Origin of the sequence: Hydrogenobacter sp. (assembly GCA_041287335.1) — a bacterium.
Classification (GTDB): Bacteria; Aquificota; Aquificia; order Aquificales; family Aquificaceae; genus Hydrogenobacter.
On the sequence record JBEULM010000016.1, the window covers coordinates 16,302 to 39,686 of the forward strand.

The 23,385-nt window shown below is 41.7% G+C and carries 24 protein-coding genes; 15 read left to right on the top strand and 9 right to left on the bottom strand.

Annotated features, from left to right (window positions below; all coding sequences use genetic code 11):
• Positions 1-14: 14 nt before the first annotated feature.
• The 10 genes from ABWK04_01885 (at position 15) to ABWK04_01930 (ending at position 11,840) form a co-directional block, all read left to right on the top strand.
• Complete coding sequence (locus ABWK04_01885; GenBank protein MEZ0360637.1) at positions 15-419, top strand: hypothetical protein; 405 nt, start codon at positions 15-17, stop codon at positions 417-419.
• A gap of 123 nt (positions 420-542) precedes the next feature.
• Entirely contained in the window at positions 543-2,417 is a 1,875-nt protein-coding gene (locus tag ABWK04_01890) for a methanol/ethanol family PQQ-dependent dehydrogenase (protein MEZ0360638.1), read from the top strand.
• A gap of 87 nt (positions 2,418-2,504) precedes the next feature.
• On the top strand, positions 2,505-3,488 hold the full coding sequence (locus ABWK04_01895; protein MEZ0360639.1) for a cytochrome D1 domain-containing protein: 984 nt from the start codon (positions 2,505-2,507) through the stop codon (positions 3,486-3,488).
• 34 nt (positions 3,489-3,522) lie between these two features.
• Positions 3,523-4,353: an ABC transporter substrate-binding protein gene (locus tag ABWK04_01900; GenBank protein MEZ0360640.1), complete on the top strand. Its 831-nt coding sequence runs from the start codon at positions 3,523-3,525 to the stop codon at positions 4,351-4,353.
• Between the two features lie 22 nt (positions 4,354-4,375).
• Positions 4,376-6,412 (top strand): TonB-dependent receptor, encoded by a 2,037-nt coding sequence (locus ABWK04_01905; GenBank protein MEZ0360641.1) that lies wholly within the window; start codon positions 4,376-4,378, stop codon positions 6,410-6,412.
• Between the two features lie 199 nt (positions 6,413-6,611).
• The gene (locus tag ABWK04_01910) at positions 6,612-7,088 is read left to right on the top strand and encodes a (2Fe-2S)-binding protein (GenBank protein ID MEZ0360642.1); all 477 of its coding nucleotides are present in this window, start codon (positions 6,612-6,614) and stop codon (positions 7,086-7,088) included.
• A gap of 13 nt (positions 7,089-7,101) precedes the next feature.
• Entirely contained in the window at positions 7,102-9,447 is a 2,346-nt protein-coding gene (locus ABWK04_01915; protein MEZ0360643.1) for a xanthine dehydrogenase family protein molybdopterin-binding subunit, read from the top strand.
• 3 nt (positions 9,448-9,450) lie between these two features.
• A complete protein-coding gene (locus ABWK04_01920; protein ID MEZ0360644.1) occupies positions 9,451-10,308 on the top strand; it encodes a xanthine dehydrogenase family protein subunit M in 858 nt (285 codons plus the stop codon).
• Position 10,309: 1 nt separating this feature from the next.
• The gene (locus ABWK04_01925; protein MEZ0360645.1) at positions 10,310-11,275 is read left to right on the top strand and encodes an XdhC family protein; all 966 of its coding nucleotides are present in this window, start codon (positions 10,310-10,312) and stop codon (positions 11,273-11,275) included.
• Positions 11,259-11,840: an SRPBCC domain-containing protein gene (locus ABWK04_01930; protein ID MEZ0360646.1), complete on the top strand. Its 582-nt coding sequence runs from the start codon at positions 11,259-11,261 to the stop codon at positions 11,838-11,840. Before ABWK04_01925 ends, ABWK04_01930 begins: the two co-directional genes overlap by 17 nt.
• On the opposite strand, the gene ABWK04_01935 is transcribed toward ABWK04_01930, so the two are convergent.
• Together ABWK04_01935 and ABWK04_01940 are read right to left on the bottom strand one after the other, a co-directional pair.
• Positions 11,802-12,413, bottom strand: a complete 612-nt coding sequence (locus tag ABWK04_01935; GenBank protein MEZ0360647.1) for a nucleotidyltransferase family protein — start codon at positions 12,411-12,413, stop codon at positions 11,802-11,804. The two genes, ABWK04_01930 and ABWK04_01935, sit on opposite strands and share 39 nt — an antisense overlap.
• A 5-nt stretch (positions 12,414-12,418) precedes the next feature.
• Positions 12,419-13,963, bottom strand: a complete 1,545-nt coding sequence (locus ABWK04_01940) for a hypothetical protein (protein MEZ0360648.1) — start codon at positions 13,961-13,963, stop codon at positions 12,419-12,421.
• Between the two features lie 151 nt (positions 13,964-14,114).
• Between ABWK04_01940 and selD the strand changes: the two genes are divergently transcribed.
• Positions 14,115-15,083 (top strand): selenide, water dikinase SelD, encoded by a 969-nt coding sequence (gene selD, locus ABWK04_01945; protein ID MEZ0360649.1) that lies wholly within the window; start codon positions 14,115-14,117, stop codon positions 15,081-15,083.
• Position 15,084: 1 nt separating this feature from the next.
• Here selD and ABWK04_01950 read toward each other — a convergent pair whose 3' ends face one another.
• From ABWK04_01950 to alr, 7 genes are all read right to left on the bottom strand, one after another.
• On the bottom strand, positions 15,085-16,440 hold the full coding sequence (locus ABWK04_01950) for a transposase (GenBank protein ID MEZ0360650.1): 1,356 nt from the start codon (positions 16,438-16,440) through the stop codon (positions 15,085-15,087).
• Between the two features lie 98 nt (positions 16,441-16,538).
• The gene (yidC, locus tag ABWK04_01955; GenBank protein ID MEZ0360651.1) at positions 16,539-18,041 is read right to left on the bottom strand and encodes a membrane protein insertase YidC; all 1,503 of its coding nucleotides are present in this window, start codon (positions 18,039-18,041) and stop codon (positions 16,539-16,541) included.
• The gene (gene yidD, locus ABWK04_01960; GenBank protein MEZ0360652.1) at positions 18,041-18,247 is read right to left on the bottom strand and encodes a membrane protein insertion efficiency factor YidD; all 207 of its coding nucleotides are present in this window, start codon (positions 18,245-18,247) and stop codon (positions 18,041-18,043) included. The genes yidC and yidD overlap by 1 nt, the downstream gene beginning before the upstream one ends.
• Positions 18,244-18,387, bottom strand: coding sequence for a 50S ribosomal protein L34 (gene rpmH, locus ABWK04_01965; protein ID MEZ0360653.1), 144 nt, complete (start codon positions 18,385-18,387; stop codon positions 18,244-18,246). The genes yidD and rpmH overlap by 4 nt, the downstream gene beginning before the upstream one ends.
• 17 nt (positions 18,388-18,404) lie before the next feature.
• Entirely contained in the window at positions 18,405-18,713 is a 309-nt protein-coding gene (gene atpE, locus ABWK04_01970; protein MEZ0360654.1) for an ATP synthase F0 subunit C, read from the bottom strand.
• 32 nt (positions 18,714-18,745) lie between these two features.
• Positions 18,746-19,405 carry a F0F1 ATP synthase subunit A gene (atpB, locus tag ABWK04_01975; GenBank protein ID MEZ0360655.1) on the bottom strand — a complete coding sequence of 220 codons (660 nt, stop codon included), beginning with the start codon at positions 19,403-19,405 and terminating at the stop codon, positions 18,746-18,748.
• Positions 19,406-19,453: 48 nt separating this feature from the next.
• Positions 19,454-20,470, bottom strand: a complete 1,017-nt coding sequence (gene alr, locus ABWK04_01980; GenBank protein ID MEZ0360656.1) for an alanine racemase — start codon at positions 20,468-20,470, stop codon at positions 19,454-19,456.
• Between the two features lie 104 nt (positions 20,471-20,574).
• Between alr and tpx the strand changes: the two genes are divergently transcribed.
• From tpx to ABWK04_02000, 4 genes are all read left to right on the top strand, one after another.
• Positions 20,575-21,084 carry a thiol peroxidase gene (tpx, locus tag ABWK04_01985; GenBank protein ID MEZ0360657.1) on the top strand — a complete coding sequence of 170 codons (510 nt, stop codon included), beginning with the start codon at positions 20,575-20,577 and terminating at the stop codon, positions 21,082-21,084.
• A 91-nt stretch (positions 21,085-21,175) separates the two neighbouring features.
• On the top strand, positions 21,176-22,357 hold the full coding sequence (folP, locus tag ABWK04_01990; protein ID MEZ0360658.1) for a dihydropteroate synthase: 1,182 nt from the start codon (positions 21,176-21,178) through the stop codon (positions 22,355-22,357).
• A complete protein-coding gene (gene cdaA, locus ABWK04_01995) occupies positions 22,344-23,108 on the top strand; it encodes a diadenylate cyclase CdaA (protein ID MEZ0360659.1) in 765 nt (254 codons plus the stop codon). Before folP ends, cdaA begins: the two co-directional genes overlap by 14 nt.
• The coding region (locus ABWK04_02000; GenBank protein MEZ0360660.1) for a hypothetical protein at positions 23,101-23,385 on the top strand (285 nt) is incomplete at its 3' end. The genes cdaA and ABWK04_02000, both read left to right, overlap by 8 nt.

The window sequence follows — 23,385 nt, forward strand, 5'->3', positions numbered from 1 at the left end:
TAAATTCAGTGATCATGCGAGTAGAAGACATAGAACTGTTTTTAAAAGCAGTAGCTGGTGAAAGTGTAAGCCTTATGTTCAAAAGGTTTGCCGAGCAATCAAAAGGTACGGAGACAGAGCGGATCGCACATGCTTTAGAAACTTTTGAAAAAATTTTCGGATTAGGCACTTTGGTTCCCATTTTGAAACTCGCAGGTAAAAAGGTAATTATTAATCATACTATTGAAAAATACGAAGATAAGGTCAAAGTAAACTGTCCTTTTAAGGAATTATTAATAACTAAAAAACCCTTGGAACATCCCCTTTGTTATCTATGTTGGGGTGGTCTTTATACATACGGAGACGCTTACTTTGAGAGAAAAGAGGAAAACAAGTGTATCTTTAAACTGCACTCAAAAAAGAAGCGTTTAACTTTATAAGCATGTTCTTATAAGTTTATTTTAGTAATTTTGTTATATTCTTAAAACAAAAAATGCTTGACAAAGTTCCTATTTTCGTTTATAAATATACATGTTTTTAAAATCTTTGTAGGAGGTGCTTCCATGAAGCGGAGGGTGTATCACAGGTTACTCTTTCTGTTTATGCTTTTTGCAACCTTATGGGTTGGTCTGTCTTTTGCTAACCCTGAGGTTGAACAGCTCTCACACAAGGCCAGCCTCTGGCCAGCGCCGGGGAGAGACTATCATTTAACCAGGTACTCTCCTCTTAGTCAGATCAATACCCGTAACGTGAAGAACCTGGACTTAGCATGGAGTTTTTCCACGGGTGTGCTTAGGGGGCATGAAGGTCAACCTCTCGTGATAGGAAACGTTATGTATGTGGAAACCGCTTATCCCAACATAGTTTACGCCTTAGATATAAGCAAGGGGAACGATTACAGGATACTCTGGAAATACGTCCCTCAGCAAGATGACAGGGCGGTTGCGGTTGCTTGCTGTGATACAGTTATGAGGGGTATATCTTATGCGGACGGCAAGATAGTTATGAATACCCTTGATGGCCATGTTATAGCTCTTGATGCAAAGACGGGTAAAGAGCTTTGGAAAGTAAAGCACGCGGACCCCTACAAGGGTGAAACCATCACTGCGGCTCCCATAGTTGCAAAGGATAAAGTGATAGTGGGTATATCCGGTGGTGAGTTTGGCGTGCGTGGAAGAGTTGCCGCTTATGATCTCAACTCAGGAAAGCGTGTCTGGATGTGCTACAATCAAGGTCCAGATCAGGACATGTGCTATGGTCCAAGGACTCCCGCCAAGTATAAGGGTCTTGGTGTGAACACGTGGCAGGGTGATCAGTGGAAGATAGGAGGAGCCACCGTTTGGGGATGGTTTGCCTATGACCCTAAGCTTAACTTAGTATATTACGGGACGAGCAATCCCGGCACCTGGAATCCTTACATAAGGTGCAGCGCAAGCACGTGGGAAGAGTGCCAAAGCGGAAGATATGATAACAAATGGTCCACATCCATAATTGCTCGTGATGCAGATACGGGTGAGTTAGTATGGGCATTTCAAATGACACCTTACGATGAATGGGACTATGACGGTGTAAACGAGATGATACTGCTTGATGTCAATGTGGGAGGTAAGAAGGTACCTGCTTTGATACACTTTGATAGAGATGGTTTTGCCTTCTTACTTAACAGGGCTACTGGAGAACTCATATACGCAAAGCCCTTCGTTTACGTAAACTGGGCGAAAAGCTGGGATGAAAGGCATGCAAGGGATGGACATACCTTCAATGTCGTAAAAGATCCGGCTAAATCGCCCTGGAAACCCGGTGATAACAAGAAAGATGTTTGTCCATCAGCTATGGGTGGAAAGGACCAGCAACCAGCAGCTTACAGTCCGGACACTGGACTTGTCTATGTACCTACCAATCAATGGTGTATGGATTATGAACCTGCTGAAACCAAGTATACGGAAGGCGCTCCTTATGTCGGTGCTAACGTGCTGATGAAGTTCTATGAGCATAAATCACCCATACACGGACTTTCCAAGACACCTGGGCATTACGGCAGGATCATTGCATGGGATCCGGCTAAAGGTGAGATAAAGTGCTACATAGATGAGAAGTATCCTACATGGAGCGGTGTACTTGTCACAAAGGGTGGTGTAGGATTTTACGGGACTATGGATGGCTGGTTTAGAGCCTTTGATCTAAAAACATGCAAAGTTCTTTGGTCTAAAAAGCTCGGTTCAGGCATTATAGGTAACCCCATATCCTTTGAGGTGAATGGTAAGCAGTATGTTGCTGTGTACTCAGGTATAGGTGGATGGGCAGGTCTTCCCGTAACCGCAAACCTTGATCCCAATGACCCTTACGGCGCTTTGGGTTCCACCAACCTCTCACTTGAGCTTGATCTATACAGACAGGCTACTATGAGTGGTGTCCTCTACGTGTTCTCTCTTGAGTAAGATTGAAATCCTGTTGGGGCAGTTTTGTCTGCCCCTTTTTATTTTTGATAACTTTTTTTGTAAATATAACAATTTTGGAGGATGGATATGCGTTACCTTTTTATTCTCTTTGTAAGTGCATTTACTTGCGTTGAAGCTTTTGCATCTTATGTCTTTGTGAGTGATGAAGAAGAGGGAATTTACGTGATAGATGCGGATAAACTTGAACTTGTAAAACGCGTTGAGTTAAAGGATTTAGGAATAAGAGGTATAGGGGTTACCAAGGATGGTAAGTATCTGGCTGTAGCTTCAAAAAAACTCGGAAAGCTCTTAGTAGTGTCCACAGAAAATTGGAAAATAGTCAAAGAGATACCCCTGGGTGAAAATCCCGAATTCGTAAAAGTGCATCCCAAAAGGGATTTACTCTTTGTAACGTACGAAGAGACAGGAAAGGAAGAAAGAGCGTACATAGTTGCTATAGATACCAAAAACTGGAAGGTATCTTTTAAGTTTGAGGGAGGGAAAGAGAGCGAGGGTATGGCTTTTTCAAAAGATGGAAAGTACTTGCTTGTTACCAACGAAGGTGAAAACAGCTTGTCAGTCTACGATCTTGATACTAAGAAAAAGCTTAAAGATGTAAACCTAAAGCCCTACGGTGAGAGACCGCGCGGTGTTGTGTGTTCACCGGATGGGAATTATTACGCGGTCACCTTTGAAAGTTCAAATAATATGATCTTGCTTGATAATAACTTTAAACCCCTCAGGTCCGTAAAAACTGATGCCGGTCCCTACGGCGTAACATATAGTCCAGATGGTTCTGAAATTATAGTAGCATCCTTTAGAGCTGGAAAGCTTGATATCTATGATGCGAGAACTTTGAGTAAAAAGGCGTTCCTTCAAACAGGCAAAAGATGCTGGCATTTTACTTACACCTCTGATTATAAGAAGCTTGTAGTTCCATGTGGAAACTCAAAGAACGTTCTCTTTTTTGATACTAAGGACCTTCGTCTTATAAAGAGCATGGATAATCTAGGCAAACCATGGGGTGCAGTGGCTTTTCCCAGAGCGTGGGGAAGCATAGATACACCTTGACTCAAAGTTTTAACACGCTATATTATTAAACATTATGAGAGAAAAAATTGGGTTGCCATGGAGAGTGGTAGGTAAGTTTATGGTTCTACCTTTTTTCTTTATACCGCTTACTTCTCTATCCGCACCTAAAGGATTGACCGCATGCAGTGATCCGGGACTTACTCCCCTCTTTGATATGCAGGGAAAGGGCATATACAACAAAATAGAGGAACTAATAGCGAGCTATCACGGACAAAAGGTAGAGCGCTACTTTTTCCCGATGCAGATGGGGTTTGTGAGGCATACGCTTGTGGAAAAAGCCTGCCATTTTGTGGTAGGTGTACCTGCTGGTTATGAACTTACTTTAAATACCAAACCTCTATTTAGATCCACATACGTTCTCGTTTACAGGAGCGATAGCGGTTTTGATATAAAGGGTATTGATGATCCCATACTTAGCAAACTAAAAATAGGGGGCATAGTTAATAATCCTGCCTTCTTTTACCTCAAGGATAGAGGCATTACCAACTATGTGGGCTACAACAGTTTTTATGACTCTTTTAATAGACCTGAGGACAATCCAAACCTGCAGATAATAAAGGATCTTCTTGACAAAAAGATAGATGTAGCGGTACTTTGGGGTCCTATAGCTGGATATTTTGTCAAAGAGTATAACGGTAAACTCAAGATGGTGCTACCCAATCCTGAAGGTCAGAGTAGTGTGAGGCTTGATTATAAGGTAGCCATAGGTGTAAGAAAAGGGGACACACACATGAAAGAGTATGTGGAGGAAGCTATTGTGGGAGAAAAGGAAGCTATAAAGAGCCTTCTCGTTAGCAATGGCATACCCATATTACCGTGCGATAATTGTGTGATAAATCCTTGATAACGCATAAAGGGGGTGTGCTGTGAAGGGAAAGGGTTTTTCTGGTATATTTTTTCTGATCGTTTTCACTGGAATTTCCCTCGCACAGGATGCACAAGCTCCACCCATCGTCATAACCGCTACAAGAGAAAGAAAATCTTTATTTGAGTTATCTACCTCGGCAGGTACTGTGGAAAAGGAAAATATCCAGACAGCCCTTCCTAACCTTCAGCCTGCTGACGTTTTGTCTCGCATTCCCGGTGTTTATGCACAAGACAGAGGCAGAAATTTTGCTCAAGATGCTAAGATAATCATAAGAGGCTTTGGAGCGAGGACACAATTCGGTGTAAGGGAAATAAAGCTCTTTTGGGATGGTGTTCCACTCACCATGGCGGATGGTCAAGGTGATATAGATAAGCTTGATATGAGTTTTATAAAGCACGTTGAGGTTTTAAAAGGTCCACTTGCGGTTCTTTATGGTAATTCCGCAGGTGGCATAATTTATTTTGAGAGCGAGGATGGAGGACTGAAACCCCTCTCGACAGGACTCAAGATATCGGGCGGAAGTTACGGCTTCCATAAAGAAAACCTTAAGGTAGGTGGACAGATAGAAAAGTTCAATTATATGCTTGGTCTTACATCTCTTTATACAACCGGTTTTCGTGATCACAGCTCAGCGAGGAGAAATTACGCAAATTTGAAAACCACTATAGGGATCACGGATAGATCATCTCTAACCTTATTTATTCACCTCTTTGATGAACCATTTGCCAAGGATCCGGGTGCTCTCACCAAAACCGAGTTTGAAAAAGACTCAAAGCAAGCGGCTCCTATGTATAAGGCAAACGATGCGAGAGAAAACATACAAAACAGAGAAATAGGGTTCCTTTACCAGCATGAACTTTCGCCAAATCAGTCTTTTAAGATAACAGGGTATTTCGGACACAGGGACTTTACTGGATACACACCCGTAATAGTGAACGATTTCGGAAGAGATTATTACGGTGTAGGTCTTAATTGGTTTAGTAAGTTTAGGATTGGGGAAAGAAGTTTAGAGACTACCTTAGGTTTAGATACAGACTTTATGAAAGAAGATAGAAGCAACTTCCAAAATGTAAATGGAAGTAAGGGGACGCTCCAGTACACCCAAAACAGCAATGTGAAAAACGTAGGACTTTATACGCTTATGAGTTTTGACATTACAAAAAGTTTGCAACTGAGTGGAGGTGCAAGATACTCAAAAGTGGATTTTAGCGCTGATTATAACAGATTTTCTCCCTCCTTACTGTTGGTGTCAGGCGATAGAAGTTTTCAATTCACAAGTTGGGCGTTAACGATGAGTTACAAACCACTTAAGATGGTAAATCTTTATGCGGGTGTGGGCAGGGGCTTTATAACACCAACCCTCATAGAGCTTATAAACTCGCCTTCCGGTCCTGGTGGTTTAAATCAGAACTTAAAAGCTTCTAAGTTCTACAACTACGAGGCTGGTATAAAGACGCTTCTTGCAAGCGGAACTTATTTAGACACATCCATCTTTCTGGTGAGAACTTCAGACGAACTTGTGCCAAAGCAACTATTTCCGGGTACGAACTACTATGTGAATGCTGGAAAGACAGAAAGGAGGGGAATTGAATTTTATCTGACACATGAGCTTCCCTTTAATCTTTATACCATGTTGGCGTACACTTACATGGAAGCCACCTTTAAGGACTTTATAGACACGGATGGCATAAACAAATCAGGTAAGAAGATTCCTGGCATACCCAGACATACCCTCTTTTGTGAGTTTGGGTGGAAACCCACAAAGAAATTCTTAGCTTCTGTTGATGTAAAGTATGCGGACAAGGTTTGGGCGGACAACAGTAATACCGCAAGTGCGGAAAGCTACACTATAGTAAACCTGAAAAGTTTGTATAGGTTTGATATTTTTGGTTACAGTTTGGATGCTTTCTTTAGAATTGAGAACCTTTTTGATAAAAAGTATGTGACATCCGTTGTACCGAATGCAACAGGCGGAAGATATTACGAACCAGGACCAGGCAGAAATTACTATGTGGGTATGGCGTTGAATTTTTAGATTTTCCTTTGGAAAAACCCTTTATTTTCTCTTATTTATAAGAATATAGTTATGTTTTTATCGTCTTTCTTAATTTACTTTCAGGTATCAAACACTCTAACTTTGGAAAAAAAATTCTACTTGACAGAAGTATATATGGGAAATATAATTTTTCAAAGTAAGTTTGTTACGTTTATCTCTCAGAAGGAGGTGTGCAATCATGAAAGAGAGGGTAAGCCTCACTATCAACAAAATCCCTTACACCTTGGAGGTGGAACCCAGAACACTGCTCGTGTATGCCATAAGGGAACTGCTCAATATGACTGGAACGCACGTAGGGTGTGATACGAGCAGTTGTGGTGCATGCACCGTTCTTATGAACGGTAAGGCAGTCAAATCGTGTACCGTGTTAGCCCTTCAGGCTGATGGTGCAGAGATAATAACGGTTGAAGGACTTGCTTCAGATTCGGAGCTTCATCCCGTGCAAGAAGGCTTCAAAGAAGAACACGGTCTTCAGTGCGGTTTTTGTACTCCGGGTATGATGATAGTGTCCTGCGACATACTTGAGACCGAAGAAGAACTTGACGAAGACAAGGTAAGAAAGCTCCTAAAGGGTAATCTCTGCAGATGTACGGGATACCAAAATATCGTAAAAGCGATAATGTATGCTAAAGAAAAAACAGCAGTAGCAAAGTAAAGGAGGTGTTGTCATGGTTATAGGAAAACCTTTGAGAAGGTTTGAGGATGACAGGCTTATAAGGGGTTTGGGGCAGTATGTGGAGGATATAAAGCTACCGCGGATGGCTTATGCGGTATTTGTGAGATCTCAGGTTGCTCACGGTAGGATAAAGAGTATAAACACGCAAGAGGCAAAGAAGGTTGAAGGCGTAATAGCTGTGATTACTGGACAGGACATAAAGGATAAGGTAGGTAAAAACTTCACCGCATGGATAGTGCCTAACAGTAATCAAGTCAGTGCGGATGTATCTTCGAGGTATCTGCTCGCGGTTGATAAAGTTAGGTATGTAGGTGAGCCTGTAGCTCTGGTGATAGCAGAAAGCAGAGAAAAAGCCTTTGATGCTGCTGAGCTTGTAGAGGTTGAATATGAAGAGCTTCCGGCGGTAGCGAGTGTTGAAAAAGCTATACAAGAAGGTGCTCCTTTGGTTCATGAAGAGGCACCGGGTAATATAGCCCTAAGGTGGCATGTAAAGAACGGAGATGTAGATAAGGTCTTTTCCGAGGCTGACAGGATAATAAAGCAAAGGATATACGTAAACAGAGCTGCACCTGTACCTATGGAACCGAGAGCTTGCATAGCCGATTACAATTCTGCCACAGGTAAGCTAACCTTATGGGTTACCTCTCAGAACCCTCACATACACAGATTTTACCTCTCTGTAGTTTTAGGTCTACCCGAGCATAAAATCAGGGTCATAGCACCTGATGTAGGTGGTGGGTTTGGAGCAAAGATAGACATATACAATGAGGAACTTATAGTCTCTTACGCTTCCATTTTGCTCAAAAGACCTATAAAGTGGGTAGAGACGAGAAGTGAGCATTTTGTAGCGTCATTGCACGGGAGGGATTTTCTTGCGGAACTTGAATTCGCTGTAAAGAATGATGGAAGAGTACTCGGAATAAGGGGTAAAAGTTACGCTAATATGGGGGCTTATCTGGCAACTGTAGCTCCTGGTGTCGCCACAGTACTTCACGGTCTAATACTTCCCGGTCCTTATAAGATAGAGGCTTTTGATTATGTGATGCACGGAGTTTTTACAAACACTATGCTCCTTGATGCGGACAGAGGAGCGGGAAGACCTGAAGCTATATTTTTACTTGAAAGGATGATGGACATTGTGGCGGACGAGCTTGGTATGGATCCCCTTGAGCTAAGAAAGAAAAACTACCTTCCAGCGGGTGAGAATGTCCAAACTGTAACTGGGCTTTCTTATGACTCTATAGACTTCGGTAAGGTACTCAAAAAATTTGAGGAAGTTGTGGACTACAAGGCTTTGAGAGATATGCAGAAAAAAGCGAGGGAAGAGGGAAGATATATAGGCATAGGTATAGTTTCAAGTATAGACATATGCGGTTTTGCACCCTCACCTGTTGTTGGAGCTGTAGGCTTGCAAGCGGGACAATGGGAAAGTGCGGTGGTGCGTGTTCATCCTACGGGTAAGGTAACAGTCCTTTCAGGTGCGCACTCTCATGGTCAGGGAGGCGATACTACCTACGCTCAAATAGTTGCGGATGTGCTTGGTGTGCCTGTCGATTCCATAGAGGTGCTTCACGGGGATACTGACATGATACCTATGGGTTGGGGAACATATGGAAGCAGAGGTACATCCACCGGTGGTTCTGCCGTTTACAAAGCTGCGGAGAAAGTAAGGGAAAAGGGAAGGGTCATAGCGGCGCATATGCTCGGTACTAAGCCTGAAGAAATTGAGTTTAGCGAAGGTATTTATTACCTCAAGTCCGATCCATCCAAAAAGGTAACCATTCAAGACGTTGCCCTTCAAGCAAATGTAGCGTGGAACCTACCTCCGGGTGTTGAGCCAGGGCTTGAGGCGGAAGCCTTCTTTGATCCACCCAACTTTACCTTCCCCTTTGGCATACACTGTTGTGTAGTAGAGGTAATGCCCGATACTGGCGAGGTAAAATTCTTAAAGTATGTAGCCGTTGACGATGCAGGTAGAATAATAAATCCGCTACTTGCTGAAGCTCAGATACAGGGGGGAATAGTGCATGGCATAGGTCACGCCATGTATGAAAATATAGTCTATACTGAAGATGGACAGCTACTTACCGGTTCTTTTAACGAGTATGCCCTGCCTAAGGCTCACTTAGTACCCAAGATGGAAACTTACTTCACGGAAACACCAAGTCCTGCCAACCCCTTAGGTGTCAAAGGACTTGGTGAAGAGGGAGCCATTGCAGGACAGATAGCTGTCGCTAATGCCATAATAGATGCCATAAAACCCTTTGGGGTAAAACATCTTGACGGTCCATACACACCGTCAAGGATATGGAGAGCTATAAATAAGTTGGAGGTGTAAGCCATGATACCTGCACCCTTTGAATACTATAGGGCTAAAACGGTAGAGGAAGCTTTAGAGCTCATAAAGAAGTTTGGGGATGAAGCCAAGGTTTTGGCTGGTGGGCAAAGCCTTATCCCTATGCTCAAGCTAAGATTTGCCAGATACTCAAAGATAATAGATATAGGCAGGCTACAAGAACTAAAGTATATAAGGCAGGACGGTGATATAGTGCGTATAGGAGGTCTCACTACCCACAGGGAAGTCGAAAAATCCCAGCTCGTAAAGGATAAAGTTCCTGTTCTCTCTCTATGTGCGAGTGAGATAGCCGATGTACAAGTAAGAAATATGGGAACTATCGCAGGTTCTCTCTCTCACGCAGATCCCAGTGCGGATTATCCACCTACAATGCTTGCCTTGGGTGCCACCTTAGTAGCAAAAGGTGCTAAAGGAAGCAGGGAAATTCCTGTAGACAACTTTTTTGTAGGTACTTTTACCACAGCCCTTGAACCGGATGAGCTTCTGGTGGAGGTCAAAGTACCTGTAATGAAGAATAACGAAAGGGCATACTATATGAAGATAGGACACCCTGCAACGGGGTTTGCTATAGTTAATTGTGCGGTAAAGCTATCCTTAAACAATGGGAGGATAGATAGTGCGAGGGTAGCTCTTGGAGGTTTCGTCACTGTACCTTACAGAGACTCAAAGGTAGAAGAATTTCTCACCGGTAAAGAGGCAAATTTGGATACCATAAAGAAGGCTTCAGAGCTTGTAGGTGAGGGTCAGGACATAATAGGAGATTATTACGCAGATGCAGATTACAGGAGAAGTCTTGCCAAAGCTCTCTTTGTAAGGGTTGTAAGAACAGCCTTGGGGGTTTAAAGTGCAGACCTGGAAGGAAGCTAAACTTTTAGCGGAAGGTATACTGGACTGTAAAAAGAGGGGTGTCCGATGCGCCCTTCTTACCATAGTCAGTGTAAGAGGCTCTTCATACAGGAAAGAAGGAGCAAAGTTCTTAGTTACAGAAGAAGGTGAAGAAATATGTAGTATATCAGGAGGATGCCTTGAAAGGGGTCTTTTGGATACTGCCCTTGAAGTAATAATGAGAAACTCTCCGATGCTTGAGCGGATTAACATGGAAGAGGAAAGCTCTTGGGGGATGTGGCTAGGCTGTCCAGGTGAAGTGGATATATACATAGAGCCTCTTCACTTTGACCAAGTCCTAAGTGCTTGGGTTGATGCAGTGGTGAAAGGGGAGAAGTTTGTTTTAGCCAAAAGGCTCTTCTCGGAAGATAAGCTTTTAGTTACGGAAAAAGAAACGGTGGGAAACTTGACGCAGGCTAAGGAAGAAGCTCTCAGCCTACTGCACACCTACGGTATAAGACCTTACCTTAATGGGGACATCTTTTTTGATACCCTTCTCCGTTATCCACCTATTCATATTTTTGGAAGCGGGGAAGAAGCACATCACATGCGCGAGCTTGCAAACATCTTGGGGTTTGAAGTTTATCTGCACGAACCTTCCGAGAGAGTAAAGATAGAAGAAGGGAGCTTTGTGCTGGTGGCAAATCATAACATAAAGGCGGACAGAGTTTCTTTGAAACAAGCTTTGATGTCTAAAGCTTCCTACATAGGTGTTGTCAGCTCAAGAAAGAGGTTCTTGAAACTTTCGGAGGATCTTCAAGTGGATGACAGAATATACTGTCCCGCTGGATTAGATCTTGGAAGCTTTACGCCAGAAGAAGTAGCTTTCAGCATAATGGCAGAAATACTGAAGATCTATTGGGGAAAGACGGGGGAGAGTTTGAAAAAAGTGAAGCAGGAGGTTACGTATGGAACTGGTAGTTAGGGAATCCTTTGAAACTAAAGCTGACTTCAAAAAAGCGTGGGAATTTTTCTCAAACCCAGAATTTATAGTACCTTGCATACCCGGAGCGGAGATAAAAGAGATAAAGGAGGATGGTTCTTTTGAAGCGAGCGTGAAGCTCAAGCTCGGGGCGGTTTCCCTTAATTTCTTAGGGAGTATGAAGTACGAAAAACTTGATGAAACAAATGGTCTTATGGTACTTTCGGGGGAAGGAAAAGAGAAAGGGGGAGCTGGAAGGGCAAAGGCGAACATAGAAGCAAGCCTCAAAAGAGAAGGTGATGCTCTAAAAGTATATGTTGTGGCAACCGTTGACATATCCGGGAAGATCCTTCAGTACGGTAGGGGTATGTTTGAACAGGTGGCAAAGCAGTACTTTGCTCAGTTTTCTCAGTGTGCCAAAAACTATTTGGAAGCTAAGCAGGAAAGTGAAGAAGAAAAAAAAATGCCACCTAAGCCTGTAGAACTAAATGCCTTGAGCCTTTTCTTAAAGGCTCTTTTGGCATGGCTTTTAACTCCTTTTAAGAGGATCTTCGGAAGTAAGGCGTAGGTAATCCCATACGTTGTCAAAGTCTTCAAGGAGGTGATCAAATCCCTTTATTACCTCCTTCCTCTTCGCCTCCTTTATTATTTTCTTTGCACCTGTATCCCCCTTCAATTCTGCCAGCGCTTTATAGTATCTTCTACTGAAAAGCGAAGGTGGACAAGGCTCTCCATTTTTTTCAAAGGAAACAATATCGTAACCTTCATTAAAATGCTTTATAAGCACTCTCAGCATATAGTCATTTACAAAGGGCTGGTCTGAAAGAATTAATACAATAGCCTCCAACTTTAACTCTGTAGCCTTCTCTGATACGAGCCTTATGGAGGAAGCCATACCTTCAGAATATTTCGGATTGTATATGAGTCTTCCATTTTCCACTTTTGAAGCGATCTCTTTGTGATAAGCCCCGGTTATTATGTAGGTATGCTCAGGCTCTACAATTAAACACTTTTCAAGCAATCTCTTAAGCAATGGCATACCTTCATAGGGGAAGAGAAACTTGGGGGCGCCGAATCTTTCACACCTTCCAGCTGCAAGGATAAAAAAACCTACCGTTTTATTTTTCCTAATCTCATTCATGTGAACTAATCCATTTTATAAATAGATGGAGTCTTTTGCTTCATGATTTCGTGTAATTTTGCTGAATTTACCTCAACGTAATATTTTTTATCTTCTGAATAGCATCTTAAAGTGTAGTCCGGAAGTTTGCCAAAGAGATCTCCTGCGTTCCTGATCTTAAAATAACTCCTCCAGGGGGGAATCTTATCAACGATAAGTTCAGAGCCTTCAGAAAAGAGTCTCAGAGAACACCATGGTAGATCTGATCCTCTCTTGAACTTAAGGAGAAGATAACTGTTTTTGAATTCGTATCTTAATACTTCAAGATCAGTCTCAGGGAAGGATACTCCGCTTTCCTCCGGATTCAAAAACACCCCTACGCTTTTACCATCCGGATAAACACTTTCCACGTAAACGCTCCCTTTATATGGAATTTTAAAAACGCCTTTTGCGGAACTTTCACAAGATCCTTCCATCTCAAAATTCCCATCTGTTGAATAAACGCGCATAGTTGCTGATGGGGTTACACCTTCAAAGCTAACATCCCTGAGTTGTATATCTATGTTCGCACTTCCCGTAAAGTTTTGCAGTTCTGTGAACATACTGTATCGCATAACACAAGGTTCCTTTATCTTGCCAGAAATGTATAGAGAATAAGTTAGCTGTGGGTTATAGACGAAAAGTTCTCCATAAGTGATGGGAAATCTTATACCCGCGTATGAGGCAAATAGAGTGTATGTATCCGGTTTTTCTCCGGTAAATTTTATGTTTAGAGCCTTGCACTCGCCTTCTACCTGACATGCTTTTTTGAAATTCACACTATCCTTTGATACCGAGTAGTAAAGCCCATCCGCATAACCGATAAAAACCACCGTACCGTCGGAAAGCATTTTTTCGGAAAATACAGTTACACTTTTGTCCGTTTCCGTCAGGAGACCTTCATAAGATCCGTAAACCTCCATGCTTGTGATACCGTCGGGGAGTTTGATGGGCAGTGTGTACCTTCCGTAAAGGAATATCTCCTGATCCGACTGATCCTGAAGGTATAAAAACCTCCAAACCCTTCCGTCATGGTAAGCAAGATAAGAGCCTAACATGTATGCATATGTATCTCCGCTTTGAAGGGTTGAAAAGCTTGTATTTAAGCTGTAGAGATCTTCGCTAAATAGGTAAAAATTCACACCCCCCGCATACTTTTTGCCGTCAGAAAAAACCTCATAAGAGAACACCCTTTTTTGGGAAGGTTTCATATCCATAATTAAAGTGGTGTCCTTTGACATATCGAGAGTTTTGCTCGCATAATAAACGGGGTTACCCTCAGGATCGTATATGATGGCTTCTACAAGTCTCTCTTTACCCTCAGGAATGTTCACATTAAAAGTGACCACATCACCAGGGTAAAAAGTCCCCTCCTTTGAGTATAGGATGGGATCAAACTCTTCACCAGAAATTCTGACGGATACCTTAGTATAATATGGCGCTAAGGAAGAGTCCATATTTAGGATGATACTGGTACTCCCTCCACCACCGCAAGACATTACAAAAAGGAAAATTAAAAATACCTTCCTCATATAGTATTATGTTAACATGCCTTGAAGTTTTCAAAACTTCACCTGTAAATCCTTTGAAATATTCAAATAGATACTCTTGCAGGCGGTATTAAACTTAAGCATTATGGTAGAACTTCTAAAATTGGTAAGGGCTTCTGGTTGAGCAGCTAAGGTGGGTCCGGCGGACCTGGAAAACATCGTAAAGGGTTTGGAACTTTACAGTGATGAACGCACCTTACTGGGTATAGGCGACGATGCTGGTGTTTATCTCTACGGTGGGAGTGTGTTTATCCATACCGTGGACTTTATCACTCCAATAGTAAATGATCCCTACCTGTGGGGAGCTATATCGGCAACAAACTCTTTGAGTGATGTTTACGCAATGGGTGGTATACCATTAAATGCTCTTGCGGTTGTGGGTTTTAATAGCTGTGATATGGATATAGAAGTTTTGAGGGAAGTTATGAGAGGATGTACTGATAAACTCAGAGAGGCAAAAACGGTTCTTTTGGGGGGACACACCATAGATGACAGAGAACCCAAGTTTGGACTTGCAGTAATGGGCGTGTGCGAAGATGGTAAATATCTGACCCAAAATGGAGCAAGAGTAGGTGACCTTATCGCACTTACAAAACCCATAGGTGTAGGCATTCTCACCAAAGCTATAAAAGAAGGAAAAATAAAGGAGGTAGATATTCAAGAAGCTATAGATTATATGCTTGCCCTCAACGATAGATCAGCCATACTGGCAAAAAGGCTTGAATCATCTTCATGTACTGATGTGACTGGTTTTGGTCTCTTAGGACACGCTTGGAACATAGCCAAAAAATCAGGAGTCAGGTTTTCTATAGACTTTTCCCGAGTACCTATATATGATGAATCTGTCTTCTTCATAAAACAGAAGCTTTATCCTAAGGGTGCTTTGGACAACTACAATTTCGTTAGAGAGCATACTATCAACGAAGGACTTGAGTGGTGGCAACTCTTGATCTTGTCAGATCCAAACACGTCGGGAGGACTTCTCTTTACTTTTCCGAAAGATAGGCTACCCATTATGAATGAGGAACTTACAAAGCTACATATAAAGGCTTGGATAATAGGAGAGGTGGAGGAAGGGGAAGGTTTAAGACTGTATAGGTGAACTACTCCATGCTATAGAGCATGGAGCTTCCTGAGGAGCTTGTCTCCTCAGAGGGTGGCTCACATGCGCCCCCTACTGCGTATGTCCCATTAGAGACACTCCGCCATACTTTTATCCTGACTGGCACTGGTATATGAGAGAATTCTGGCTCAAAGCCCGCCTTCCTCATAATGTTGATGGCACCATTGACATCCGCATTAATTACCTTGCCCGTGCCTGAAAGATACAGCCCTCTTGATATCCTCCTGCCTGAAAAGACATGGTTTCCTCTCTCATGGTGTTTTGGTATGTAGTCTCTGCACAGGCTATCCGCCTGTGAGGTGTATGCCTCATCTACTTCCATATAAGTTATGCCATGCTTTTCGCACTTGTGCCTGATAAGGTCTCTGAGATATCCAAGAGGCAAAAACTTCATGTTTTGGTTGTTAACTCTTCCAAGCTCTGGCTTGTCATAAACAGATGAGCAGTCTCCTACCACCACAAGGTCTATGCCTTCCTTCAGGCAAAAGTCCAGTATTATCTTGGCTGTCTTGTGCATATAGTCTCTTATCTGGTTCTGTCTTTTCTCAGACAGAACCGCCAGCCTTTTACTGGACTTTATGCCTTGTTTATCATATATGCTTTTTAGTCTTGCAAGCTCCTTGTTATACCACTGATTGACCGCCTTTATATCTCTGCCATCTACAATAAATGCCTTACCATCTGAACTCACACAGGTAGCAAGATTATCTATGCCTAAATCAATAGCCAAAACCTTTTTAGGTTTTACTCTTTTTTCTTCCTTTTCTCTTACCCTATACACATAATGCACCTCAAACCATTTTCCTTTAGCCTTTGGCACTATCTTGACTTCCTTAAGGTCAAGCCCTAAAACCAGCTTCGGAACTCTAATTTTTACCTCTCCAAAAAGCTCCTTTCCTTGCTTGCTTACTGGTATTGTCAGATATCCATCTTTGATAGAAAACATGATAATATGCAGTGGATATAATCCATCTTTTGGCAAATATTTTGGTATAGATGGTCCTGGAAGGTTTTTCTCTTTTGCCTGCTTTAAAAGTGAAAAGAAAGTCTCAAAGTTTGCATGTGCTTTTTTGATTACCTGCTGTGCCATGTTGGAGTTAAGCCTTCTGTAGTTTTCCGAGTGTTTGAGAAGATGGTAGTTTTCCTCATATCTCAGGTATGAACCTGTCTGGAAAAAGTGCTGTCTTATGTTATAGAGCGTCTGGTTATACAGGCTTTTGGCTATCCTGCACATAGAGTAAAGAGCCTCATACTCTTTCCTGCTCAGATGGTTTAGCCTCTGCCTTATCACTCCAAACACAGTGCCTTGAATGTTGCCTTTTCCTTTTCCAGCCATTGCAGAAAATATATATTTATTAATCTATCAAGTTTTTATTAAGCTATTCATCTCCACCTTAAAGAAGGTGGAGTCTTCTGGCTTATTTTTCTGATAAATCACTTTTTCTTTTCTTTGCTTCCCTTGGTTGCCTTCTTTCTGTCTTTGAGAAGAACCTCCTTTATAAAATAGCTCTGTGCCATATTAAAAACGTTGTTAAAGGTCCAATAAAGTACTAATCCTGCGGGAAAATTGGCAAACAGGAAGGTGAAAGCTATTGAAGATATATACATCATAACGTTTTGGGTTTTATCGGGATTTGGACTTATAAACTGCTGGGCTATCATGGTAATACCCATTATCACGGGAAGGATGTAGTAAGGATCTTTGTGAGACAAGCTTGGTATCCAAAGCATGGAAGCGAGTTGCAGATCAGCTGTTATGGTAAGAACCTTGTAAAGGGCAAAAAATACAGGTATCTGGAGGATCATAGGAAGACAACCCGACATAGGATTAAAACCTACCTGAGAGTAAAGCTTCATCATCTCCTCTTGCATCTTAGCAGGGTCATCTTTATACTTTTCCCTTATTTCCTGCATCTTTGGTGCAAGCTCGGAGAGTTTCATCATGGAGATGGTACTTTTGTAGGTGAGGGGGAACATAAAGAGTCTAACAAGCAAAGTGAGCGCAAGAATGGAAAAAACCCATGAACGGAGATGTTCGTATATCCAGTACATAAATATAAATAGAGGTTTGACTATGGGCTTAAGCGTTCCGTAGTCAATAACATCCGATAGTCCTATTTTCTTAAGTCTTGAGTACTCCTTAGCACCTGCATAAAAGATGAGATTATCGCTTGCCTGAACGAGCATCAAACTATCTTTGTTGTCTGCGCTGTATATCAAAAGGGAAGGTATTTTACCTACAAAACCTTTAAAGTAGTATCTACTTTCTTCTCCAGCAAAGCTTATGTCCCCGCTCACATACTCCCTTCCTTTTATGTTTTCCGTATCAATTCTTTCCACCTTACCATTTATGCTAAAAACAGGTCCAGAGTGTGTATAAAACTCATCTCCTTTGGGATGACTCCCTACCACAATATAAAGGGGAGCGCTTATACCTTTTGAGCTTAAAGAAAGCTTAAAGTAATTCCCTTCGTAAGTCAGGATCTTTGTAAGGATCACATCTCCATCTGAGTATGTCATGATAATGGAGTTGTTTTGCTTTGTTACTCTGTAAGGCAAAAAGTTTAGCTTTTCATCCAGATTTGTGTCTCCGGTATAAACCTCAAGTGGATAAACATTTAGCTTCCTCTCAAGGGGAGTAACCAAATCGTAAGAGTACTTTTTGTCAATGAGGCTGATAATCTTTCCCCCTTCAAAAGACACTGTTAGGCTGAACCGTCCGAAGTTAAAGGTTTGAGTTTGTAGCGGTTTTTTTGACTCTCTTGCTGTCCCAAGCATGAGTTGAGGGAAATTTTGCACCTCCTGCCTTTTTATCTGCTTTTGAGGTACCTCCTTTGGTGAAAAGAAATAGGTATAGAACTCAAAAGCGAACATAAAAAGAGTCACTGCGAGCATTAAGGCAAATAATCTCTTGATATCTATATCATTCTTTTCCATCAAGGATAATCAACACCTCCCTTTGAAAAGGGATTACACCTCAAAAGTCTCCACATAGCTTTGAGTCCTCCTTTCACTATACCGTACTTTTCAACAGACATGATGGCATACTCAGAGCATGTAGGGTAATATCTACAAGAAGGAGGATACAAAGGAGAGACGAACTTTCTCCATAACTTCAGAATAGTCAAAAATACCTTCTTCAAGGCGAAAGTCTCTTCCTTCCTTTGCTCCTTCTTCTCTTTATAATCTTCCTTCCGCTCTTTGTAGACATCCTCGCAAGGAAGCCACTCCTTCTCTTCCTCTTGAGATTAGATATTCTCGTTATATTTCTCTGAGTTGCCATCTTTAACTCCTTTTACATCACTTCACAAAGAGCAGTATTATAGCAACGAGGAGCGCATAAAGTGCAAGGGTTTCAATAAAAGCCAAACCTATGAACATAACCGTTTGCAGTCTTCCGCTCACGGTGGGGTTTCTCGCTGCACCTTCCTGAGTCCCTCTGACCGCATGCCCCATTCCTATACCTGTTCCTAAAGCCGCAAGACCTATGGCCAAACCTGCACCTAAATACATGAGACCTTCCTTTAGGCTGGTACCTTGTGTGGTCTCCTGTGCAAGGGCAACTCCTGTGGCGAAAAGTATGCTGAGCATCAACAGTCTTGTCTTCATATTAAACCTCCTTCCATATAAGATTTTTCATTTCAGTGCTCCTCATGGGATACTGCACCTGAAAGGTACACAACGGAAAGTATCATAAATATATACGATTGTATAAAAATTGCTAAAAATTTTATAGCTATGATAAAAAGGAGTATCACAGGGGAGACAGCCATAGTAAATGGATTTTTTATTACCAGACTCACAAGCACCAAAAGCAGTAAAGCTCCACCTTTCATATTGGCAAATAACCTGAGGGTAAGGGTTATAGGTCTTGCAAGGTGAGAAATTATCTCTATGAGGAAGAAAAAGGGGGCGAGGTATGGGTTTGGTCCCATAAAGTGCCTCAGATAGCCTATACCGTGTATCCTGAATCCTTCAAGGTTATACAGTATAAAAACGCATAAAGCCAGGGCAAGGTTCGTATTAACGTTAGCCGTAGGAGCTTCAAGTCCCGGCACCATACCAAGAAGATTGGAAAAAAATACAAAAAGACCTATAGAAGCTATAAGTGGAGTGTATCTAAGACCTCCTTCACCTGCATTCTCAAGAAGCATGTTACGAACGAATCTAATATACCCTTCCCACAAAGCCTGGAATTTGGTAGGTCTTAAGGAAGGTTTACCAGCGAGGAAAATTAGCGTTAAAGCTATAGCCATAGCCAGCACACCTAAGTAAACGTGTTCCAAATTCACACCTTCCATAACGCTATCATTATAACACAAAATTACTAAATTCAAGGGAATATAAGTTCACAACAAGAGTATCCTCTTTACACGGCTGGATACGTTGCACATTATTTCGTAAGGTATAGTCCCTGCAAGCTTTGCAAGATCGCTGAAGCCTTGATGATCTCCCACCACCTCAACCCAGTCGCCTACATTTGCATCCGTCCCTTCAAGATCTATGATCGTCATATCCATAGTTATGTTTCCAAGTATTTTGACAGGCTTCCCGTTCCAGTAGAGATACCCTACGTTGGAGAGGGATTTGGCAAGACCATCCGCATAACCAAAAGCAACTACACCAACCTTCTTTTCTCTTTCAGTAATGTGTGTTCTTGAATAAGATATAGGATAACCTGCTGGAAGGTTTTTGACGGAGATGATGCGCGCCTTTATACTTAATGCCCTCTTTAGATCTATAGGATAGTTGGGTGCTGGCTTTTCACCGTATATTGCAAGACCTATCCTTACATGTGTCGCAAAAGGAACCTTGTAAACTACACCCGCTGAACTTTCCAGATGTATGTCTACGTTTCTGTAAGCTTTTATTATCCTTTCAAACTTCTCTATCTGCTTAAGAGAAAACTCTCTGTCCAAAGGACTTGAGAGATGTGTAAGTACACCCCTGACCCTATCATCTTTTATTATCTCTTCAAGAAACCCCAACCTTCCCATGCCTGTATCATACTTAATATGAAAACCTATGTTAAGACCTTCTATAGCTTTAAGGTGTTGAGGATGAGAAACTACAGGTGTGAGATGATACTCATATAAAGCCTTTTCCTCACCCTTTAATACACCCCCTAAAATGAGTATATCTTTTTTTATACCTGCTTTTCTCAGTTCTATACCTTCTTCAATGCATGCAACAGCATAGGAGGAAACATCATTGAGGGTTTCCAGAATGCGACACACATGAGTGGCAGATACACCGTAAGCATCAGCTTTAACAACCGCTATGATCTTTTTGCCAGAAAATTTCCTTATCACCTTTATATTGTGCCTTATAGCTTCTGCATTTATCTCTAACAACGCTCTTGCCATATTGTAGATGCCTTTTATTATAATGCAGGCTGATATGCATCATCTTGCAGTCTTTTTGCAAGCTCTCTTAAAATTCTATCAAAACTTAAAAAGGAGGTATTGTTATGGCTCAAACGGTTACATTAAAAGGAAATCCAGTTATTTTATCTGGATCTTTACCTTCGGTAGGAGATAGAGCGCCTGAAGCCGTGGTTGTCACAAAGGATCTACAGGAAAAGATCATAGGTGGGGCTAAGGGTATAGTTCAACTGATAGTGACTGTACCGTCACTTGATACTCCAGTTTGCGAGACAGAAACTAAGAAATTTAACGAAATGCTTGCAGGAATGCAGAATGTGGATGTAACAGTAGTGTCTATGGACCTTCCCTTTGCAGAAAAAAGATTTTGCGAGAGTTTCAACATAGGTAATGTAACTGTAGCTTCCGACTTCAGATACAGGGATATGGAAAAGTATGGTGTTCTTATAGCTGAAGGCGCACTAAAGGGTATCTTAGCAAGAGCAGTTTTTATAATAGATAAAGATGGGAAAGTGGCTTACGTACAGCTTGTTCCTGAGATTACACAAGAACCTAATTACGATGAAGTTGTGAGTAAACTGAAATCTCTCGTATGATCTAATTGCCCCCTCCGGGGCGGTTTATAATAAAAACGCTATATGATTTATATCATATTAGAAAGACTCGGCAACATAAGATAATGGTGGTATGCTTATCAAAAGCTTCAAAGATAGGGATGCCTTTTACAGATTCCTCAAGGAAAAAGTCGGTATATTTTTCAAAGAGGCTGATAGCAGATCTTTTGAGGGCATTTTTCACGTAATATACTTTGAAAAAAAGCTAAATCCCGGTATACTTTTTGAATGTGCGAGACAATCTGGCGTGTCTTTATTCAATCAAGAAGACAGATACGCCCTTTGTGGAAGTGAAGCAAAAATAAGAGATTTCTGTTCGTGCATAGTCAGAGATTACAGGGAGCTTTCCCTCAATATACTTGAAAGCCTGATAAACTACAGAAAGAAGTCTTTTAAACTCCAATACAACCGCAAAATATTACCCTTAGGTATAAAAACTGCGATTATGGGTGTCCTCAACGTAACACCGGACTCTTTTTCCGACGGAGGTATGTATTTGGAAACTTCTCAAGCTGTAAGGAAGGGTATTCAGATGGCACAGGAGGGAGCCGAGATAATAGACATAGGAGGTGAATCTACAAGACCAGATTCCGAAAGGATAAGCGCTCAGGAAGAACTCGAAAGAGTTCTTCCAGTACTCAAACAGCTAAGGAGAGAACTTCCAAATACGTGGATATCCGTGGATACCTATAAGGCGCAAGTGGCAAAAGCATGTTTGGATGAGGGAGCAGATATGATAAACGATATAAGTGGGGGTAGCTTTGACGAAGGAATGTTTGATGTGATATCAGCTTACAACTGCCCTTACATTCTTGGACATACGAAGGGAAAACCGGAGGAATGGAAACACATACCCATAGTGTACGATGATGTTGTTCATGAGTTGATAATCTGGTTCAGGAGGAGAATAGAGAAATTAAGGCAAAAAGGATATAGAGGTGATATAATACTTGATCCGTGCATAGGATTTGGTAAGCTCCCTGAACACAACATAGAGATACTCAAAAGGTTCAGGGAACTTAAGATTTTTGGACTTCCTTTACTTATAGGGGTATCAAGGAAGTCCTTTGTGGGGTTGATTATTGAAGGATTACTCGGTAGGAAATTAGAGCCAAGGGAGAGGCTCTACGGAAGCCTTGGAGCCCTCGCCTATCCGATAATAGAAGGTGCGAATATAGTGAGAGTGCATGATGTGAAAGAAACGAAGGAATTCCTCGCACTCTTAGATACGGTAAAAACTTATGGTGAATTTTGACTTTTTAAAATTTTTTTCCTTTAGGGACATTTTAGATATAATAGCCGTCTCTTTCTTCATATATATGGTCATACACTTTTTGAAAATCACCAAGGGTTTACAAATACTCAAAGGGCTGGCATTTATAGGTTCTTTCTGGATCTTGGCGGAGTTTTTGGGTTTGAGAACTTTATCTTGGATATTTGACAAATTCTGGGCAGTTGGTCTCTTTTCTTTGGTTGTTATATTCCAGCCTGAGATAAGAAAAGCTCTTTCACGTATAGGGCAGAAGACACACGTTGTGGGAATAAAGTTCGTTGAAGAGAGGATTGTGGAGAGAATAGTAAGAGCGTGCAGTTTTCTATCCGAAAGACAGATAGGGGCTCTCATAGTTATCGAAAGAGGTCAGAATATAGAGGGATTGCTTGAAGGATGCGTTTCTATAGACAGTATAGTCTCCGTTGAACTTCTTATAACCATCTTTGATCCACTTACCCCCCTGCATGATGGTGCTGTAATTATAAAGGGTGACAGGATAGCTTTTGCCTCCTGTATCCTACCTCTCTCTAAATCTACGGAGCTTCCTAAAAAGTATGGTACCAGACACAGGGCAGCTCTTGGCATAGCGGAAGAAAGCGATGCCATAGCTGTAGTAGTGTCTGAAGAGACGGGTGAGATCTCGGTGGCAGTTGATGAAAAGTTTTACAGGAACTTGGATCCAGAAACTCTAAAAAATCTATTGTTTAAGGAGCTTGGCATAAATCATGCTTAAAAAAATATTCTTATACGACTGGCAGTACAAATTTTTGGCATTACTTTTAGGGTTTTTCTTATGGCTTATAGTGAACCTGGGGGTAAGAGTTCCCATAGTTGTAGAGCGGAGCATACAGATAGTTAACGAAGATCCCCATTATGTTTACAAACTTGAAAGGAAAAGGGTAAGGATAAGGCTTTTGGTTATTGAAAGGCTCAGCCTTAACGAAAGCATAGAGGGAGTAAAAGCGATAGTTGATGTAAAAGGATTAGGCGAAGGTGACTACATACTCAAG

Excerpts from the sequence above, each read along its gene's own strand:
- ABWK04_01915 (MEZ0360643.1), top strand. The coding sequence starts at position 7,102 with ATGGTTATAGGAAAACCTTTGAGAAGGTTTGAGGATGACAGGCTTATA.
- folP (MEZ0360658.1), top strand. The coding sequence starts at position 21,176 with ATGCTTATCAAAAGCTTCAAAGATAGGGATGCCTTTTACAGATTCCTC.
- atpB (MEZ0360655.1), bottom strand. The coding sequence starts at position 19,405 with ATGGAAGGTGTGAATTTGGAACACGTTTACTTAGGTGTGCTGGCTATG.
- yidC (MEZ0360651.1), bottom strand. The coding sequence starts at position 18,041 with ATGGAAAAGAATGATATAGATATCAAGAGATTATTTGCCTTAATGCTC.
- ABWK04_01895 (MEZ0360639.1), top strand. The coding sequence starts at position 2,505 with ATGCGTTACCTTTTTATTCTCTTTGTAAGTGCATTTACTTGCGTTGAA.
- atpE (MEZ0360654.1), bottom strand. The coding sequence starts at position 18,713 with ATGAAGACAAGACTGTTGATGCTCAGCATACTTTTCGCCACAGGAGTT.
- ABWK04_01890 (MEZ0360638.1), top strand. The coding sequence starts at position 543 with ATGAAGCGGAGGGTGTATCACAGGTTACTCTTTCTGTTTATGCTTTTT.
- ABWK04_01940 (MEZ0360648.1), bottom strand. The coding sequence starts at position 13,963 with ATGAGGAAGGTATTTTTAATTTTCCTTTTTGTAATGTCTTGCGGTGGT.
- ABWK04_01935 (MEZ0360647.1), bottom strand. The coding sequence starts at position 12,413 with ATGAATGAGATTAGGAAAAATAAAACGGTAGGTTTTTTTATCCTTGCA.
- rpmH (MEZ0360653.1), bottom strand. The coding sequence starts at position 18,387 with ATGGCAACTCAGAGAAATATAACGAGAATATCTAATCTCAAGAGGAAG.
- ABWK04_01920 (MEZ0360644.1), top strand. The coding sequence starts at position 9,451 with ATGATACCTGCACCCTTTGAATACTATAGGGCTAAAACGGTAGAGGAA.
- alr (MEZ0360656.1), bottom strand. The coding sequence starts at position 20,470 with ATGGCAAGAGCGTTGTTAGAGATAAATGCAGAAGCTATAAGGCACAAT.
- ABWK04_01910 (MEZ0360642.1), top strand. The coding sequence starts at position 6,612 with ATGAAAGAGAGGGTAAGCCTCACTATCAACAAAATCCCTTACACCTTG.
- tpx (MEZ0360657.1), top strand. The coding sequence starts at position 20,575 with ATGGCTCAAACGGTTACATTAAAAGGAAATCCAGTTATTTTATCTGGA.
- ABWK04_01930 (MEZ0360646.1), top strand. The coding sequence starts at position 11,259 with ATGGAACTGGTAGTTAGGGAATCCTTTGAAACTAAAGCTGACTTCAAA.
- cdaA (MEZ0360659.1), top strand. The coding sequence starts at position 22,344 with ATGGTGAATTTTGACTTTTTAAAATTTTTTTCCTTTAGGGACATTTTA.
- ABWK04_01885 (MEZ0360637.1), top strand. The coding sequence starts at position 15 with ATGCGAGTAGAAGACATAGAACTGTTTTTAAAAGCAGTAGCTGGTGAA.
- ABWK04_01900 (MEZ0360640.1), top strand. The coding sequence starts at position 3,523 with ATGAGAGAAAAAATTGGGTTGCCATGGAGAGTGGTAGGTAAGTTTATG.
- ABWK04_01950 (MEZ0360650.1), bottom strand. The coding sequence starts at position 16,440 with ATGGCTGGAAAAGGAAAAGGCAACATTCAAGGCACTGTGTTTGGAGTG.